Annotated in this window: 12 protein-coding genes and 2 tRNA genes; 4 read left to right on the top strand and 10 right to left on the bottom strand. The window is 74.6% G+C overall.

Translation table 11 applies throughout. The features are described from left to right. Positions 1-54 precede the first annotated feature (54 nt). Positions 55-324, top strand: coding sequence for a 30S ribosomal protein S20 (gene rpsT, locus ACZ3TI_RS23870; RefSeq protein ID WP_097237977.1), 270 nt, complete (start codon positions 55-57; stop codon positions 322-324). Positions 325-588: 264 nt separating this feature from the next. After that, positions 589-1,458, top strand: a complete 870-nt coding sequence (locus ACZ3TI_RS23875) for a hypothetical protein (protein ID WP_465729349.1) — start codon at positions 589-591, stop codon at positions 1,456-1,458. A 101-nt stretch (positions 1,459-1,559) separates the two neighbouring features. Here ACZ3TI_RS23875 and holA read toward each other — a convergent pair whose 3' ends face one another. Further along, positions 1,560-2,558 (bottom strand): DNA polymerase III subunit delta, encoded by a 999-nt coding sequence (holA, locus tag ACZ3TI_RS23880; protein ID WP_465729351.1) that lies wholly within the window; start codon positions 2,556-2,558, stop codon positions 1,560-1,562. A gap of 135 nt (positions 2,559-2,693) precedes the next feature. Here holA and ACZ3TI_RS23885 point away from each other — a divergent pair, with 135 nt between their 5' ends. Beyond that, entirely contained in the window at positions 2,694-2,930 is a 237-nt protein-coding gene (locus tag ACZ3TI_RS23885; protein WP_465729497.1) for a hypothetical protein, read from the top strand. Between the two features lie 392 nt (positions 2,931-3,322). Here ACZ3TI_RS23885 and ACZ3TI_RS23890 read toward each other — a convergent pair whose 3' ends face one another. The 8 genes from ACZ3TI_RS23890 to ACZ3TI_RS23925 form a co-directional block, all read right to left on the bottom strand. Next, a complete protein-coding gene (locus ACZ3TI_RS23890) occupies positions 3,323-5,956 on the bottom strand; it encodes a ComEC/Rec2 family competence protein (RefSeq protein ID WP_465729353.1) in 2,634 nt (877 codons plus the stop codon). A gap of 44 nt (positions 5,957-6,000) precedes the next feature. Continuing rightward, entirely contained in the window at positions 6,001-6,690 is a 690-nt protein-coding gene (locus ACZ3TI_RS23895; protein ID WP_465729355.1) for a ComEA family DNA-binding protein, read from the bottom strand. A 558-nt stretch (positions 6,691-7,248) separates the two neighbouring features. After that, a complete protein-coding gene (locus ACZ3TI_RS23900; RefSeq protein WP_465729357.1) occupies positions 7,249-8,094 on the bottom strand; it encodes a DegV family protein in 846 nt (281 codons plus the stop codon). Positions 8,095-8,315: 221 nt separating this feature from the next. After that, positions 8,316-9,113, bottom strand: coding sequence for a hypothetical protein (locus ACZ3TI_RS23905; RefSeq protein ID WP_465729359.1), 798 nt, complete (start codon positions 9,111-9,113; stop codon positions 8,316-8,318). Between the two features lie 417 nt (positions 9,114-9,530). Next, positions 9,531-12,419 (bottom strand): leucine--tRNA ligase, encoded by a 2,889-nt coding sequence (gene leuS, locus ACZ3TI_RS23910; RefSeq protein WP_465729361.1) that lies wholly within the window; start codon positions 12,417-12,419, stop codon positions 9,531-9,533. 348 nt (positions 12,420-12,767) lie between these two features. Then, entirely contained in the window at positions 12,768-14,063 is a 1,296-nt protein-coding gene (locus tag ACZ3TI_RS23915; protein WP_465729363.1) for a hypothetical protein, read from the bottom strand. A 98-nt stretch (positions 14,064-14,161) separates the two neighbouring features. Then, positions 14,162-14,234: transfer RNA gene (locus ACZ3TI_RS23920), tRNA-Ala, on the bottom strand. Positions 14,235-14,437: 203 nt separating this feature from the next. Then, positions 14,438-15,877, bottom strand: coding sequence for an MFS transporter (locus tag ACZ3TI_RS23925; RefSeq protein ID WP_465729365.1), 1,440 nt, complete (start codon positions 15,875-15,877; stop codon positions 14,438-14,440). A 103-nt stretch (positions 15,878-15,980) separates the two neighbouring features. Here ACZ3TI_RS23925 and ACZ3TI_RS23930 point away from each other — a divergent pair, with 103 nt between their 5' ends. Continuing rightward, positions 15,981-16,880 carry a helix-turn-helix transcriptional regulator gene (locus ACZ3TI_RS23930; RefSeq protein WP_465729368.1) on the top strand — a complete coding sequence of 300 codons (900 nt, stop codon included), beginning with the start codon at positions 15,981-15,983 and terminating at the stop codon, positions 16,878-16,880. Between the two features lie 141 nt (positions 16,881-17,021). Here the strand turns inward: ACZ3TI_RS23930 and ACZ3TI_RS23935 are convergent. Next, a tRNA-Ala gene (locus ACZ3TI_RS23935) sits at positions 17,022-17,094 on the bottom strand. Positions 17,095-17,099: the final 5 nt, after the last annotated feature.

The following is a 17,099-nucleotide window of genomic DNA, read 5'->3' on the forward strand; positions in this document are numbered from 1 at the left end:
GACGGCCGACCGGTGCGTCCCGTTCAGAACCTTTAGACAGACTGAGGCTCCTTCGTGGCGAACATCAAGTCCCAGATCAAGCGCAACAAGACCAACGAGAAGGCGCGCCTGCGCAACAAGGCCGTCAAGTCCTCGCTGAAGACCGCTCTGCGCAAGGCCCGTGAGGCCGCCGCCGCCGGCGAGACCGAGAAGGCCGTCGAGCTGGCCCGCGCCGCCTCCAAGGCGCTGGACAAGGCCGTGAGCAAGGGCGTCATCCACGCCAACCAGGCCGCCAACAAGAAGTCGGCCATCACCAAGCGCGTCAACACGGCCGTCCAGGCCTGACGCCCCCGGGGGCCTCTGGCCCCCACCGTCTCAGGACGCTCCGGCCCTCTACCCGGACCCTGAGGCGCGCGAGACTCGCACCGCACGCGGCCTGCGTTCGCCACGCGGGTGCGGTGCACGAAGCAGTTCGGCAGGCGTCGCAGTCGGCCTCCTCCCCGGAGACCACTGCGGCGCCTGTCGCGTTTCATGGCCCGGCCGCTATCGTCGGTCAGGTGCGATCGAGGCGCGGGGGAGCGCCCCGACGCCACGCCGAGGGGGGACTTCATGACCACGCCGCCACCACCCGCCCCGAACGGGCCGGGGTACGGATTCCCGCAGCAGCAGCAGACGCCGGGCGGCGCGGGGGCGCAGCCCGTACCGGGGGCGCGGCCCGCACCGGGTGCCTCGGGCTTCGGGCCGCCGCCCGGACTGCCCGCCTCACCCGGGATGCCCGCGGCGCCGGGGATACCTGCGGCGCCGGGGCTGCCGACGGTGCCCGGCGGCGGTGCGTCGGGCTCCGGCGGGAACCTGCGCCGCAACGCGATCTGGGCCTTCGTCGGCGCCATCCTCGCCTCGGCCGGCTGGACCGCCGCCGTGATGCTCGTCCCCGGCATGGTCAGCAGCGACTCCTCGCCGCGCAGCCTCGGCAGCTACCACCTCTCGGACGACTTCTGCACCACCGCGAAGCCCACCAAGCTGCTCCAGACGTACTCCGTCTCGGACACCTCCGCGCCGACCCACCACACCGACCGGCACCCGGCCCTGGACAGCATGAACTGCTCGATGAGCCTCAAGCGGACCGGCGGCAACAGCGACAGCGAGTACGCCTCGGTCTACCTGCGCGCCGACCTGCACAAGGCGGTCAACCCCGCGCCCGAGCTGCAGGCCAACAAGGAGCTCTACCGGGCCCGCGGCTACCAGGTCACCGACATCTCCGGGATCGGCGAGGAGGCGTACTTCCTGTACAAGGACGACGGCTCGGACAAATACCACAGCGTCTACGCCGAGCTGGACATCCGCGACGGCGGGATGACGTACTACATCAACTACTCGGCCAGCTACACCGAGGGGAAGGCCAAGCCGCCGTCCAAGGAGGACCTGCGCAGCGCCCTGCAGTCCGACGGCCAGGACGCCATCCGGGCCATGCGGAAGTAGCCCTCCGGGCCACCGCCACGACCCTGCGGCGGCCCGCGCCGGCCTGCGCGACGCGCGTCGGCCCGTGCGGCCCGTGCGGCCCGCGTCGGCCTGCCGCGCCGTCAGTAGGCGGGACGGGAGCCGGCCCGGGCGGCCCGGGCCACGGCGACCACCGCACGCTCCAGGGCGAAGGCCGGGTCGTCCGAGCCGCCCTTGACGGCGGCATCGGCCTGGGCGATCGCGGTCAGCGCGGTGGCCACCCCGTCGCCCGTCCAACCGCGCATCTGCTGGCGGACCCGGTCGACCTTCCACGGCGGCATGCCCAACTCGCGGGCCAGGTCCGCCGGGCGCATGTTCCGCCCGGTGGTCGCCAGCCGGCCGATGCTGCGCACACCGGAGGCCAGCGCGTACGTGATGCCGGTCGGCGGCTGGCCGACCGCCAGCGCCCAGCGCAGCCGCTCCAGCGCCTCCGCGGCCCGGCCGGTGACGGCCAGATCGGCCACCTCGAAGCCGGTCGCCTCGGCCCGTCCGCTGTAGTAGCGGGCCACCACCGTCTCGTCGATCGTGCCCTCGACGTCCGAGGTCAGCTGGTGGCAGGCCGCCGCCAGCTCGCGCAGATCGCTGCCCAGCGCGTCCAGCAGCGCCTGGCAGGCCTCCGGGGTCGCCGAGCGGCCGAGCGTGCGGAACTCGCCCTTGACGAAGGCCAGCCGCTCGCTCGCCTTGGCCAGCTTGGCGCAGGCCACCTCGCGGCCGCCCGCCTTGCGCCCGGCGTCCAGCAGGCCCTTGCCCTTGGCGCCACCGGCGTGCACCAGCACCATGATCACTTCGTCGGCCGGCGCCTCGATGTACGCCTTGACCTCCTTCACCGAGTCGGCGGAGAGGTCCTGCGCGGCCCGGACGACGATGACCTTGCGCTCGGCGAACAGCGACGGCGTGGTCAGCTCGGCCAGGCTCCCGGGCTGCAGCCCGCCGGGCGGCAGGTCCCGCACGTCGGTGTCCGGGTCCGCCGCCTTCGCCGCCGCCACCACCTGGGCGACCGCGCGGTCCAGCAGCAGCTCCTCCTGGCCGACCGCGAGGGTCAGCGGGGCGAGCAGGTCGTCGGGTGCACTCTTCCTGGCCATCGCGTACCAGCATCCCACGGGCCGCGGACACTCCCGCCCGCCCTCTCGGGCCGGCCGGGCGGCCTGGAGAATGGCCGGGTGACCGAGAACCGCACCACCGACCTCCCGGACGTCGACGACCCGCACGCCCGGCAGCTGCTCGTCCTGCCCGACCGCGACACCGCCGAAGAAGCCGCCGAGGAGCTCGCCGCCACCCAACCCGACCTCGGCGAGCTCGAGATCGTGCGCGACGCGCTCGCCGGCGAGGACGATGCCGAGGACGCCCAGTGGCTCGTCGTGGTCGAACCCCCGGACACCGGCTGGACCCCCGCCCTGCTGCATGCTCTCGACGCCTTCGCCGCCGACCACGAAGGCTGGCGCGAGGAGGCCTGACGCCGGGGGCGCGTCGCCGGCCGTTCCTTACGGCCCCCGGATGCGTCACAAGCTCGTCGGCGCTTCAGCGGGGCGGGGAGAGGCCTGGACCAATTTTGCTCCTGAGCTTGCCGGTGCGCTCCGGGCTCGACCCGGAGCGCACCGGAACCCTCTTCCCTCCGGCTCACCCGCTCTTCCGGCGTGACTTCACCCGCTCTTCCGGCGCCCCCACCTGAGAGTCGCCTTCCCCCTCCCCCCTGGCCTTCGGCAGTTCTCTTCGGCGCGCTCCGGGCATGCCCGGAGCGCGCCGAAACGTTTCTGCCCGGGCCCGCCCCGCCCCTCCCACTCCTCCCCCAACCCCAACCCCCATCCCTGCCCCACCTCATGGTTGGGAGGAGGAGAGCGGGCGGCGCTCACCCGGGCGGGGCCCGCGGTGCGCCCGGGCTCTGCCCGGGACGGGACAGAGCCGAGGAAGCAGCCTCCCCACGGGCGCGCGGCTTGTGAGCCGCGCGCCCGGGCTGCGGGTGGACGGACACGCCGAGCGTGGCCGGCGAATCGCCGGTCACCGCGATATCGCCCGCCCGGTCCGTCCGCAGGACCGTCGCCCCGAGCGCACGCAGCCGGTCGACCGTCTTCGGGGACGGATGACCGTACGCATTCCCCTCCCCGCAGGAGATGAGGGCCAGCCGCGGCTGCAGGACGCCGGCCAAGTCCCAGTCCTGGTGGGCCGAGCCGTGGTGCGCGACCTTCAGCACATCGACCCTCCCCAGCCGGCCCGACAGAGCCGACTGGGCCTGCGGTTCGAGATCTCCCAGCAGTGCCATGCGTAGTCCTCCTGTCAGCGACACCATCAATGCCACACTCGCGTTGTTCGCGCCGGGCGCCTCGACGCCCGCCCCGGGCACGGGCCACACCACGTCCCAGGCCAACTCCGCCCCGACCGACCGCCGTTCACCGCGCCCCGCCCTCAGCAACGGAACACCGGCCCCGGCAACCCACCCGGCGACCCGGGCCGCCTCTCCCGGCGGCTCGTCCAAGGTCGTGCCCTCGACCGCACCCACCGTGCGCCCCCGCAACACCCCCGGCACACCCTCCACGTGGTCGGCGTGGAAGTGCGTCAACAGCAGCAGGGGCACCCTCGTGATGCCCAGGTCCCGCAGGCACCTGTCCGCCGCGTCCGGATCCGGCCCGGCATCGATCACCACCGCGCTGTCCGACGCACCCGCCGCCAGGGCCAACATGTCTCCCTGGCCGACATCGCACATCGCCAGGCGCCACCCCGGTGGTGGCCAGCCGGTGGCGATCCGGGTGAGTTGCGGCGGGCGCAGCAGGACGGCCAGCAGGACCACCAGCAGCGCACCCGTCACCAGCACCCGCACCCCGCGGCGTCGGGGCCGGTCGGGCTCCCGGATGCCGGCCACCGCGCGCCGGGGCAGCAGGAGCGGCGCCGCCCAGCAGACCGCCAGGACGGCCAGCGCGACCGTCAGCGTCCCGAACCAGCCTCCCGGCCAGGAGAGTTGGCCGCCCGGCAGCTCGGCCCCGCGTCGCGCGACCAGGGCGAGCCAGCCGGCCGTCACCCCGGCCGGAACCGCGAGCAGGTGTGCCAGGCCCGGGAGGAACGGCTGCAGGACGAGCGCCCCGAAGCCGAGCAGCGTCGCCGGGGCCACCGCCGGCTCGGCCAGCAGGTTGCACGGGATGCCCACCAGGCTGACGTGTCCGGACAGCACCACCGTGACCGGCGCGCACAGCGCCTGCGCGGCCGCCGCAGCCGCGAGGGCACCCGCCAGGTGGTGCGGCCAGCGGCGGGCCCGCAGGGCCTCGGCCCAGTGCGGCCCGAGGACGAGCAGCCCGGCCGTGGCGAGCACCGAGAGCAGGAAGCCGAACGAGCGTGACAGGAACGGGTCCAGCAGGACCAGCACCAGGACGGCTCCGGCGAGCGCGGGCACCGCCTGACGCGGACGGCCGGTGGCCAGGGCCAGCATGCCGATCAGCCCCGTCCCTGCCGCCCGCAGCACACTGGGCTCGGGACGGCAGACGGTCACGAAGGCCAGCGTCAGCCCCGTGCCGAGCAGTGCGCCGGTCCGCAGCGACAGCCCGAGCGCCGCCGCCAGCCCGCGCCGTTCCGGGGTCCCGGCCTGGCCGGGCGCGCCCAGCAGTGCGCCGAGGACGATCGCCAGGTTGGCCCCGCTGACCGCCACGAGGTGGACCAGGTCGGTGGCCCGGAAAGCGTCTTCGAGGTCGTCGGGCAGACGCGAGGTGTCGCCGACGACCAGGCCCGGGAGCAGCCCGCGCGCGTCCGACGGGAGCCCGTCGGTGGCCGTGCGCAGGCCTTCGCGCAGCCGCCCAGCGATCCGCTGCGGCAGGCTCGGCGGTGCCAGCCGCCGGGGTGGGCCGTGGGCGATCAGCAGCGCCGCGGACTCGGTGTCGCGTCCCTCCCCCGGCGGCTGGACCTCGGCCTCCACGGCGAGCCGCTCGGACGGGAGCAGCCGTTGCCAGGGCTCGCTGTCCGACCCTCGGACCATGACGGTCACGGGCGTGCGGGTCCGGGTGGTCCGGCGGTCCGGAAGCAGCACGACTCGGTCGGCCACCGCGTCCACGGTGAGGAGCGTCTGCCCGCCGGTGGTGGTGCCCCGGGAGGTGTGGACCTCGGGGTCTCCCGCGACGGTCAGCTCCACCTCCACCGCGGGGGCGGGCTCGCCCGGGGACCGCGGCGCGGTGTGCTCGGCCGCGCGGGCGAGTTCCGGCAGTGGGCCGCGGTGCAGGTCGGCGGTGTGAAGCGGGGTCGCGATCGCGGCCGCCGCTGCGGTGAGCAGGACGGCGGCCAGCGTCACCGCGGCCCCGCGCCGGCGCAGGACGCCCGGCCGGACGAGCAGCAGGACGGCCGCGAGCGCGGCGACGCCCGCTGCCGCGAAGACAGGGGCCTCGTACCCCGCGTCCGGGTGCAGGAGCGCCGCGGTGACCACCCAGGCCGACACGGCGGGCAGCAGCAGCCGGAAGTCGGCGCCCGAGGATCGGGCGTGCGGGACCGGTGCGGTGGCGGCGGACACGGCGGTTCCTCCCTTCGAGGTGTGGTGGACGGACAGGCGAGGCGTCAGAGGGTGAGCAGCGGACGGAGTTCCGCGTAGGTACGGGCGCCGATGCCGCTGACCTGGCGGAGTTGGTCGAGGGAGCGGAAGGAGCCGTGCGAGGTGCGGTAGGCGAGGATGCGCTGGGCGAGGGTCGGGCCGACGCCGGGGAGGGTGTCGAGCTGCTCGAGGGTGGCGCGGTTGAGGCTGACGGGTGGTCGGGGCGTGGCGGGGCCCGGCGGTCCGCTGCCGGCTCCGGAGCCCGGGACGGGGGCGGAGCCGGCCTGCTCACCGACCAGCAGCTGCTCGCCGTCCGTCAGGATGCGGGCCAGGTTGAGGTTCCTCGTGTCCGTGTCCGGTAGCACGCCGCCCGCGGCCCGCAGGGCGTCGGCCACCCGCGAGCCACCGGGCAGGGTGTGCAGGCCGGGGATGTGGACCCGTCCGCCGATGTCGATCACGACGGCCGCCCCGGCACTGGCACCGGCACCGGCACCGGCACCGGCACCGGCGCCGACTCCCGAGAGGGCGGTACCCGCCTCGGCTACCGCGCCACCTGACGCCGCGTCGGCCGGAACAGGGCCCGGGGTCGAGGCAGTCGCCAGCGCGGGAACGGCGACCGGCTCCGGCCTGGCCAGCCAGAAGTGCTGCACGGCGTAGCCCACCGCGAACAGCAGCAGGATGGCCAGTCCTGCCACCGCGCGTCGGTCGAGTGCCATCGCCGGAGCGAGCACGTTGAATCGTGGCCGCGCTCCGACACCCGGTGGGGCCGTGTCGGCGCCAGGATCCGCTGCGCCGCCAGCGCCGGGCGGCAACGGCGCCGCACCCGCAGGAGGACCGGTCGCCGGCCGCTCCCCCGTCGCGGACGACGCCGCACCCGGAGCCGCCCCGGAGGAACCGCTCAAACCGGCCGAACCGCCCAAGCCGCCCGAGCCGGCCACGTCAGACAGGCCGCCCGTCGGCTCGTCGTCCGTCGGCAGCAGGGCGGCCATCCGCAGCCGCACCGTCTCGTTGATCGCTCGGCGCTTCGCTGCGCCCAGGCCCATGGTCGTCATGCCGAGGACGGTAGGAGTCCTCCGGCGAACGGGCGGAAATTTCCGAAACCCTGTGGATAACCCTGGGGTTGTGGATAAAGAGCGTCACTCGCACGAGCGGGCAAGGCCCCCGTAGGTTGACCAGGCGGCGCACGACCCGCCCACACCTCGCCCGCACCCCGCCCGTGACCCGGCCCCCGCACGCCGCCCGCCAGCCCGGCCCCCGGACCACCACCGCCCGTGTCAACGCGGCGCGACCACCACCGCGAGCAGCCCCGGACCGACGTGCGCGCCGATCACCGCCCCCACCTCGCCGACGTACAGCTCCCGCAGCCCCGGCACCCGTGCCCGCAGCCGCTCCGCGAGCGGCTCGGCCCGGTCCTCGGCCGCCAGGTGGTGCACGGTGATGTCGACGTCCCGCTCCCCCGACCGCTCGACCGCGATCTCCTCCAGCCGCGCGATCGCCCGCGACGCCGTCCGCACCTTCTCCAGCGGCTCGATCCGCCCCCCGTCCAGGTGCAGCAGCGGCTTGACCGCCAGAGCCGACCCGAGCAGCGCCCGCGCCGCCCCGATCCGCCCGCCCCGGCGAAGGTGTTCCAGGGTGTCGACGTAGAAGAACCCGCTGGTCGCCCCCGCTCGGCGGCCCGCCGCCTCGGCTGCCTCGGTCGGGCCCTGCCCGGCCGCGATCGCCTCGGCCGCCGCCAGCACCCCGTACCCGAGCGCCATCCCGACCAGCCGGCTGTCCACCACGTGCACCGGTACGGGGGCCTCGGCGGCTGCCAGCCGGGCGGCCTCGACGGTACCGGACAGCTCGCCCGAGATGTGCACCGAGACGATCCCCTTCGCCCCGGCTTCGGCGGCTGCCCGGTAGGTGGCCGCGAAGGTCTCCGGGTTGGGCCGGGAGGTGGTCACCCGCTGCTTGCCGCGCAGCGCCTCGGCGACGTCCTTCGGGGAGATCTCGACGCCCTCGCTCAGGACCGTGTCACCGACGGCGACGCTGAGCGGGACCACCGTGATCCCGTACCGGTCGAGGGCCTCCTGCGGCAGATAGGCCGTGGAATCGGTGACAAGCGCGAGGTCGGAGGGCATGAGGCGGAGGTTACTCCCCGTTCGTACGCGAGGACAGCGCCCGCCGACGGACGGCCGCGCCCCGGCAACGAGGCACCCGCGAGCTGCCCGAAAGCCGAGCCGAGCCAAGCCGAACCGAACCGAACCGACTCGAGCGAGCCGGCCCGAGCCCCGTGAACGCCATGAGCCCCATGAGCCCCGTGAACCCGGTGAACCCGGTGAACCCGGTGAGCCCCGGCCGATCAGCCCGCCGAGGACCCCGTCGACGGCTTCCGCAGCCGCTGCGCCAGCTTGGCCAGCGGATCGGCGAGCCCCAGCAGCTCCTCCGCGCTCGGACGCCCCTTCCCGTCCGTCAGCCCGGCCCGGGCCGCACCCCCGGCAGAACCCACGGCACCGCCGGAGCCCGAACCGGAGCCCGAAGCGGACCCCGAACCGGAGCTCGGACCGGAGGCACCCCCGCCGGAGGACCCCGCACCGGCGGCCCCCGCCCGGTCCCAGTGCCGCAGCGCCCCCGCCTCGCTCTCGCACTCCTGGCTGAGCCGGCTCAGCTCGTCGTCCGCGAACCGGTGCATCCGGTCCTGCGCCGCCCACCGCATGGTCTCCGCCGCGTGCGTGATCCGCTCCGCCCGCTCGCGCAGCTCCGGCAGCTTGGCGGCGATCCGCGCGACGTCCGGCTCGCGCTCGAGCATCCGCAACTCGCCGTCGAGCTCCGCCGCGTGGGCGTCGAGCCGGGTGAGCAGGGCGAGCGACTCACCGAGCTGGCCGTCCTGCTCGAGCCCGCCCTCCAGCACCTGCCGGGTGCCGTCGAGCGAGGTGCGCAGGCCGAGGCGGACGGTGGCGATCTGCGCGGGCGGGCCGACCTTGGTGTACGTCTTCGCCTTGAGGGTGACGGTCTCGACGGCGCGCCGGGCGTTGGCCTCGTGCTTCTCGATCTTCGCGCCGACAGCCTTGGCCGCCTTGACCGTGCCGACCACCGCCAGGACGACCACCGCGATCCCGAAGAGCAGGACCAGGCCGATCATCACGCCGAACACGTCCATCGCGAGTCACCTTCCGCCGCCGTTTCGGCCCCCACCGGGCCCAACACGGGCCTCATCGCCGATGGTTCCACGGTAGCGGCCGGGCCCGCCCCGAGGGCGGCTCGAGCGGGCCCGCGGGCGGAGATCAGGGACAGATCCGGGATGTCCCCGAGGGCTCCGAACCCACCCGCCCTGACATCCTCACGCCCCCGCCTCCGCGCCCACTGCCCCCCACACACATACGCATCACCACGGCGAAGCACCGCAGCAGAAGCGGGCCCGCAAAAGCACCGGGCGGGCGCCCCGAAGGACGCCCGCCCGATCAGCCAAGCCAGGGATCAGCCCAGCCGGGGATCACCCCAGGCCGGACTCAGCCCCGGCCCGGAGCCGACCCCGCACCGGACTCAGCCCCGGCCCGGACTCGGCAACAGCCCGCAATCACCCCGTGACGATGTTCACCAGCTTCGGAGCCCGCGCGATCACCTTGCGCACCTCCGCGCCGCCGATCGCCGCGACCACCGCCGGGTCCGCCAGCGCCAGCGCCTCCAGCTCGGCGTCCGAGATGCCCGGCGCGACCTCCAGGCGGGCCTTCACCTTGCCCTTGATCTGCACCACGCAGGTCACCGACTCGTCCACCACGTACGCCGGGTCGGCGACCGGGTAGTCGGTGTGCGCCAGCGACTCGCCGTGGCCCAGGCGGCGCCACAGCTCCTCGGCGATGTGCGGGGCCAGCGGCGCGACCATCAGCACCAGCTGCTCGGCCACGGCCCGCGGCGTCGAGCCGCGCTTGACCAGGAAGTTGTTCAGCTCGATCGCCTTGGCGACGGCCGTGTTGAAGCGCAGCCCGGCCATGTCGCCGCGGATGCCGTCGATCGCCTTGTGCAGGGCGCGCAGCGTCGCGTCGTCCGGCGTCTCCTCGGTGACGACCAGCTCGCCGGTGGTCTCGGAGACGATGTTGCGCCACAGCCGCTGCAGGAAGCGGTACGAGCCGACGACGGCGCGGGTGTCCCACGGGCGGGAGACGTCCAGGGGGCCCATCGACATCTCGTACAGGCGCAGCGTGTCGGCGCCGTACTCGTCGGCGATGTCGTCCGGCGCGACGGCGTTCTTCAGGGACTTGCCCATCTTCCCGGCCTCGCGCTTGACCGGCTCGCCCTGCCAGGAGTACTGGCCGTCGCGCTCCTCGACCTCGGCGGCGGGCACCGGGAAGCCGCGCTCGTCGCGGTAGACGTCGGCGGTGATCATGCCCTGGTTGAACAGCTTGTGGAACGGCTCGACGGACGAGACGTGGCCCAGGTCGTGCAGCACCTTGTGCCAGAAGCGCGCGTACAGCAGGTGCAGCACGGCGTGCTCGGCACCGCCGACGTACAGGTCGGCGCCGCCGGCCGGCTTGGTGTCCGTCGGGCCCAGCCAGTACTGCTCGTTGGCCGGGTCGACGACCGCCGAGGAGTTCGACGGGTCGACGTAGCGCAGCTCGTACCAGCACGAACCGGCCCAGTTGGGCATCGTGTTGGTCTCGCGGCGGTACTTCTTCACGCCGTCGCCCAGGTCCAGTTCGACGTTGACCCAGGCCTCGTTGCGCGACAGCGGGGTCTCGGGCGAGGAGCTGGAGTCGTACGCGTCGTAGGTGCGCGGCGAGTAGTCGTCGACCTCGGGGACCTCGACCGGCAGCATCGACTCGGGCAGCGCGTGCATGACGCCGTCCTCGTCGTAGACGATCGGGAAGGGCTCGCCCCAGTACCGCTGGCGGCTGAACAGCCAGTCGCGCAGGCGGTAGTTGACGGTGCCCTCGCCGATGCCGCGCTCGGCCAGCCAGGCGGTCGCGCGCGCCTTGGCGTCGATGACGCTCAGCCCGTCCAGCGACAGGTCGCCCTGCTCGCGGGCGGAGTTGACGATGACGGAGTCGTACGTGTCGAAGGCGTCGTCCCACAGCGCCGGGTCCTCGCCGCGGCCGTCCGTCGGCTCGACGACGCAGCGCATCGGCAGGGCGAAGGCGCGGGCGAAGGCGAAGTCGCGGTGGTCGTGGGCGGGGACGGCCATGATGGCGCCGGTGCCGTAGCCCATCAGCACGTAGTCGGCGATGAAGACCGGGACGGACGCGCCGCTGACCGGGTTGACGGCGTAGGCGCCGGTGAAGACGCCGGTCTTGACCTTGGCCTCGACCTGGCGCTCGACGTCCGACTTGGCGGCGGCCGCGGCGCGGTAGGCGGCGACGGCCTCGGCGGGGGTGGCGGCGCCGCCGGTCCACTCGGCGGGAACGTCCTCGGGCCAGGCGGCGGGGACGATCGAGTCGACCAGGCCGTGCTCAGGCGCCAGCACCATGTAGGTGGCGCCGAACAGGGTGTCGGGGCGGGTGGTGAAGACGGTGATCCGCTCACCGGAGCCGACCGCGAAGTCCACCCGGGCGCCCTCGGAGCGTCCGATCCAGTTGCGCTGCTGCAGCTTGATGGCCTCGGGCCAGTCCAGCAGGTCCAGGTCCTCGATCAGCCGGTCGGAGTACGCGGTGATGCGCATCATCCACTGGCGCAGGTTGGACTTGAACACCGGGAAGTTGCCGCGCTCGGAGCGGCCGTCCGCGGTGACCTCCTCGTTGGCCAGCACGGTGCCCAGGCCGGGGCACCAGTTGACCGGCACCTCCTTGGCGTACGCCAGGCGGTACTCGCCCAGCACCTCGTCGCGCTCGGCGGCGGACAGCGCGGTCCACGCCCGGCCGCCCGGCACCTCGCGCGCGCCGGACTCGAACTCGGCGATCAGCTCGGCGATCGGACGGGCCTTGCGGGCGGCCTCGTCGTACCAGGAGTCGAAGATCTGCAGGAAGATCCACTGGGTCCAGCGGTAGTAGTCCGGGTCGATCGTGGAGATCGAGCGGCGCGGGTCGTGGCCCAGGCCCAGTCGGCGCAGCTGCTGGCGCATGTTGGCGATGTTGGCCTCGGTGGAGACCCGCGGGTGGGTGCCGGTCTGCACCGCGTACTGCTCGGCGGGCAGGCCGAAGGCGTCGTAGCCCAGCGTGTGCAGCACGTTGTGGCCGGTCATCCGCTGGTAGCGGGCGTAGACGTCGGTGGCGATGTAGCCCAGGGGGTGGCCGACGTGCAGGCCCGCGCCCGAGGGGTACGGGAACATGTCCATGATGAAGCTGTGCGGCTTCGCGGCGACGTCACCGGCGGACGGGTCGGCCAGCGCACCGGTGGGGTTGGGGGCGTGGAAGGTGCCCTCCTTCTCCCAGAGGTCCTGCCAGCGGGACTCGATCTCGGCCGCCAGCGCGGCGCTGTACCGGAACGGCTCGGTCGCGGTCTCGGCCGCGCCGGACGCAGGGGTCGTCTCGCTCATGGTCCTTCAAGCTCCATCGGTGTCGGTTGGCGAACCGCGCTGGCGGCCGGCCCGGGGACCCGGCCCGGACGGGGTCGGGGGCGGAAAACAAAAAATCCCCTCGCAGGAGGGGACGCCACGCCGACTCCGGCACCGCCCGTGGGGGCTCAGCCGGTCCTGGTCAGCGCGGCCGGCTAAGGAGCAGGCGCACGGTTCGCATGGGCTCAGGGTACCGCAAGCGGTCCGGCGCGCTGCGGGGTATGCCGCCGGGGCGGCCGTACGACGCCCCGGCGGGCCGCCTGCCCCGTCAGCGCCCGGCAGCGCCGGCGGCAACCGGCACCCCGGCCTCGCCGCACCCCCGCCCCGGCCTCAGCGCGCCACCGCCCGCCCCGCCGCGTCGAAGTCCCGCAGCGCCTTCGCCAGCCGCTCCGACTGCATCCCGGCCGCGAGCGCGCGCGCCAGCGCCGCCGTGCGGGCCGCCTCCCGCTGGTCGCCGAGCCGCCGGTGGGTCTCGGCGAGGCGCACCATCAGCAGTGCTTTGGAGCGGGCCCGCCCGGGCCCGAGCCCGGCCACGGCCTCGGCGAGCAGCGCCTTCGCGGGCCGGTGCCGGCCGAGCGCCAGCCGCCCCTCTCCCACCATCCCGGCGATCAGGGCGCGGGCCTCCTCGGTGCCGGGCACGCCGTCCAGCTCGGCGAAGGCCCTGGCGGCGGCGGCCTCGGCCCGTTCCGGCTCGTCCCGGCGGCCGTACGCGCGGGCGAGCCGGCCGAGCTGGCGGGCCCGCCCGGTGGGGCCGAGTGCGGCGCCGTGGGCCTCCAGGGCGGTCTCCAGCGCGGAGACGGCGTCCAGACCGCGCCCGCCAGGTCCCTGGGTGGCGAGCACCACCAGCGCGCCGAGCACGGCGACCCCGAGCCGGGCGTCGCCGCTGACGTGGGCGGCGCGTAGCGCGGCGACGAAGGCGCGCTGGGCGGCCGCGTCGTGGCCGAGGTCGTACGCGGCCCAGCCGGCCAGTCGGGCGAGCCTGCTGGCCGTGCCGTACAGCTCGCGTCCCAGCCGTTCGTCGTAGGCGCCGAGTTCCAGCAGCTTGGCGAGCATGGCGAGTTCGGCGCGGGTGGGGCCGAGGACGAGTCCGCCGCCGCAGGCGCGTTCGAGCCGCTGCTTGCTGCGGTAGGACAGGCCGAGTTCGCCGACGAGTGCGGCCTCGACGCGCAGTGCGCCCTCACCACCCCCGACGGGCGGTGGCGGGGAGGCGAGCCGGGCGGCGGCCTGGTCGAGGTCGGCGTTGCGGAAGAGGTCGGTGAGGCGGACCGGTCCGGCGTCGGTGGCGGCCTCGCGCAGCGCGGTCTGGGCGGTGTCGGCGGTCCACGGGTCGGTGAGCAGCCGGGGCGAGAGGATCTTGGCGCCGCGGTGGCCGCCCATCCGGCCCCAGAGCTGCTCGTAGGTGACGGCGATGCCGAGGGTGCGGCTGAGCACTTCGCAGACCGCCTGGTCGTGCGGGCTGCGCGGCACCATGCCGCGGTCGCGCCACTTGTAGGGGGCGGTGGAGCTGATGGCCAGGCCCGGCGGCAGCGCGAGGCTCACCTCGCGGGCGAGCCGTTCCGGACTCCAGCCGAGCTGGTGGAGTATCCGGGCCAGTTCCTCGTTCCGCCTTCGCTCCAGATCGGCCATGGCACGACGGTAGCGGGATTCCGGGTCCTCCCGCCGGTGGCATGGTCGAAACGGCGAAGAGCCGCCTCCCGTTCCCGGGAGGCGGCTCTCGACTGCTGTGGAGCTATGGGGAATTGAACCCCAGACCTCTTGCATGCCATGCAAGCGCTCTACCAACTGAGCTATAGCCCCTTGACCTGCGATGTCACCGGGGCTTTCGGCCGTTTCCGTCCGGTTTCCCTCGGCGACATCGACTACTTTACACGGTCGGGGGCGTGCTCCAGAAATCCGTTCCCCGGGCCCCGTTTCCCGGGCTCCGCGCCCGAGACTTCGCGGCCGGGGCTCCGAGGCCTGGGCTCCCCCGGGCCTGGCGCGCCGGGGCCGACGCGCCGGGTCTACCGCGCCGCCCGCCGGCTGCGTGCGGCGAAGCCCGCCGCAACCAGCGCCGCGAGGGCGTCGACCAGCAGGGTGGTCCGCAGGGCGTGCCCGGACTCGGCGGCCGGCGCCGGCAGGTCGACCTGCCCGAGGAACACCGAGCCGAGCACCGCGACCCCGATCACCTGCCCGAGCTGGATGACCGTCACCATCACCCCGCTGGCGTCGGCCGCGTCCTCGGGCGCCACCCCCGCGAGCGCCCGGGCGAACAGCGGTGCGTACGCGCAGCCGGCGACCAGGCCGAGCGCGGACATCTCCACCAGCGGTCCCGTGCCGATCCCGGCGCCGCCGCCGAGCAGGACGCCCAGCAGCAGGTAGCCGCCGCCGAGGAGCATCCCGGCGAGCACCGGCAGGGCCGTGTGCAGCCGCCCGGGCAGCCGGTGCCAGTGCATGCTGGACAGGCCGAAGCCGATGGCGACGGGTGCCGAGCAGAGCCCGGCCTTGAGGGCGCTGTGGCCGAGCGCGGCCTGCTGGTGCAGGGCGAAGGCGAACATAAAGCCGGCGAAGGCCGCCATGATCGCGAACAGTCCGGCCGCCGCGGGCCGCAGCCCGGGGGCGCGCAGGACCCGCCCGGAGATCAGCGGCTGGCCGCCGCCGCGGGCGATCCGGCGCTCGACCGCCACGAAGAGGCCGAACAGCAGCACGCTGCCCGCGATCATCGCCCAGCCCCAGACGGGCCAGCCGAGCTCGTGGCCGAGGACGAGCGGCACCACCAGCAGGCCGAGCGCCGCGCCGAGCACCACCAGGCCGGGGAGGTCGAAGCCGCGCGAGGGGTCGCCGGGCAGCCGGGGCAGCAGCCTGGCGCCGGCGGCCAGCAGCAGCACCCCGATCGGCACGTTGACCAGGAACACCGGCCGCCAGCCGCTGCCGAACAGGTCGGCGCTGACCAGCACGCCGCCGAGGACCTGTCCGAGCGCCATGCCGCCGGCCAGCACCGCCGAGTAGAGGCCCAGCGCCCGGGTGCGGGCGGCACCGGTGAAGGTGCGCTGCAGCAGGCTCATCACCTGCGGCACCATCAGCGCCGAGCCGGCGCCCTGGAGCAGCCGGAAGGCGATCAGCCAGCCGGTGGACGGGGCGAGGCCGCAGGCCAGCGAGGTGGCGGTGAAGGCGGCCAGGCCGAGCTGGAACAGCCGACTGTAGCCGTACCGGGCGCCGAGCCGGGCGCCGGTGATGAGCAGCACGGCGTAGGCGATGGTGTAGCCGGCGATCACCAGCTGCAGGGCGGCGCCGGAGGCGCCCAGGTCGGTGCGGATGGTGGGGACCGCGACGTTGACGATGGAGACGTCGAGCACGGCCATGAACTGCCCGCACAGGACGAGCGCGAGGAGGAGCCCGGGCCGTACGGCCGGGGCCCCGGTGGTGCCTCCGGCCACGCCGGGCCGGGTCTGGAGGTCCGTCATGGCAGCCAGCCTGCGGCCGTGCCGGTACTGGTGGTTAGAGCCTGCCGATCCTGGTACTGGCAGCACCTGTATCGCCCGCCGGGCCTGCGGCACGATGGTGGCCATGACCGTGCTGGAGGAACTGCCCACCGCCGCGGGCGGGCGCGACCGCCGCCGCACCGAGCTGGCCCGCTTCCTGAAGGCCTGCCGGGCGCGGGTCACCCCCGAGGAGGTCGGGCTGCCGCCCGGGCTGCGCCGCCGTACGCCGGGGCTGCGGCGCGAGGAGGTCGCGCAGCTCGCCGGGGTCGGGGTCACCTGGTACACGTGGCTGGAGCAGGGGCGGCCGATCAACGCGAGCGAGCAGGTGCTGCTGGCGGTGGCCCGGGCGCTGCGGCTGGACGGCACCGAGCGCGAGCACCTGTTCCGGCTGGCCGGGATGTCCCCGTCGCCGCACGCGCAGCCAGCCCCGCCGGAGCTGAGCCCGTCGATCCAGGTGATCCTGGACTCGCTCGCTCCGCTGCCGGCGGCGGTCTCCAACACCCGCTTCGACGTGCTGAGCTACAACGGGCCGTACCGTTCGCTGTTCGGCACCGAGCGGATGCGCCCGGCCGGCGGGGTCGTCTTCAACAGCCTCTGGTGCATGCTGACCGCCCCGCCGTGCTGCAACCCGTGCGAGAACCGGGACGAGGCGCTGCCGCGGATGGTGGCGGTGCTGCGCTCGGCGTACGGCAAGCACGTGGGGGAGCCGGCCTGGGAGGAGCACGTGCGGCGGCTGTCGGCGCGCAGCACGCTGTTCCGGGAGCTGTGGGACCGCCAGGAGGTCGCGCCGCCGGAGACCTGGCTGCGGATGTTCCGCCACCCGCAGCTGGGGGTGCTGCGGCTGAACGCCACCTACCTGACGATGCCGGGCGTGCCGGAGTGCTACATCGTGGTGTACGTGCCGGCGGGCCCGCAGGACCAGGAGCGGGTGGAGCGGCTCGGCTCGCTGCCGCCGGGCGGCTGGACGCACTGCTGCGAGGGGTGAGCGGCGGGCGGTGCCCGGCCCTCAGCACCCGCCGGCACCCACCCCCCGGGCACGCCGCATCGGCACCCGGCACCCACGCCGGCACTCGGCACGAACGCCGGGAGGCCGCCACCCCGTGGGTGACGGCCTCCTGAACTGCTGTGGAGCTATGGGGAATTGAACCCCAGACCTCTTGCATGCCATGCAAGCGCTCTACCAACTGAGCTATAGCCCCGCGAC

The sequence above is a fragment of the Kitasatospora sp. NPDC023120 genome, from assembly GCF_055560835.1.

What these genes read in the sequence shown, in the direction of transcription:
- ACZ3TI_RS23875 (WP_465729349.1), top strand. Translation starts at nt 589, where the DNA reads ATGACCACGCCGCCACCACCCGCCCCGAACGGGCCGGGGTACGGATTC.
- holA (WP_465729351.1), bottom strand. Translation starts at nt 2,558, where the DNA reads ATGGCCAGGAAGAGTGCACCCGACGACCTGCTCGCCCCGCTGACCCTC.
- ACZ3TI_RS23895 (WP_465729355.1), bottom strand. Translation starts at nt 6,690, where the DNA reads ATGGCACTCGACCGACGCGCGGTGGCAGGACTGGCCATCCTGCTGCTG.
- ACZ3TI_RS23900 (WP_465729357.1), bottom strand. Translation starts at nt 8,094, where the DNA reads ATGCCCTCCGACCTCGCGCTTGTCACCGATTCCACGGCCTATCTGCCG.
- ACZ3TI_RS23905 (WP_465729359.1), bottom strand. Translation starts at nt 9,113, where the DNA reads ATGGACGTGTTCGGCGTGATGATCGGCCTGGTCCTGCTCTTCGGGATC.
- leuS (WP_465729361.1), bottom strand. Translation starts at nt 12,419, where the DNA reads ATGAGCGAGACGACCCCTGCGTCCGGCGCGGCCGAGACCGCGACCGAG.
- ACZ3TI_RS23915 (WP_465729363.1), bottom strand. Translation starts at nt 14,063, where the DNA reads ATGGCCGATCTGGAGCGAAGGCGGAACGAGGAACTGGCCCGGATACTC.
- ACZ3TI_RS23925 (WP_465729365.1), bottom strand. Translation starts at nt 15,877, where the DNA reads ATGACGGACCTCCAGACCCGGCCCGGCGTGGCCGGAGGCACCACCGGG.
- ACZ3TI_RS23930 (WP_465729368.1), top strand. Translation starts at nt 15,981, where the DNA reads ATGACCGTGCTGGAGGAACTGCCCACCGCCGCGGGCGGGCGCGACCGC.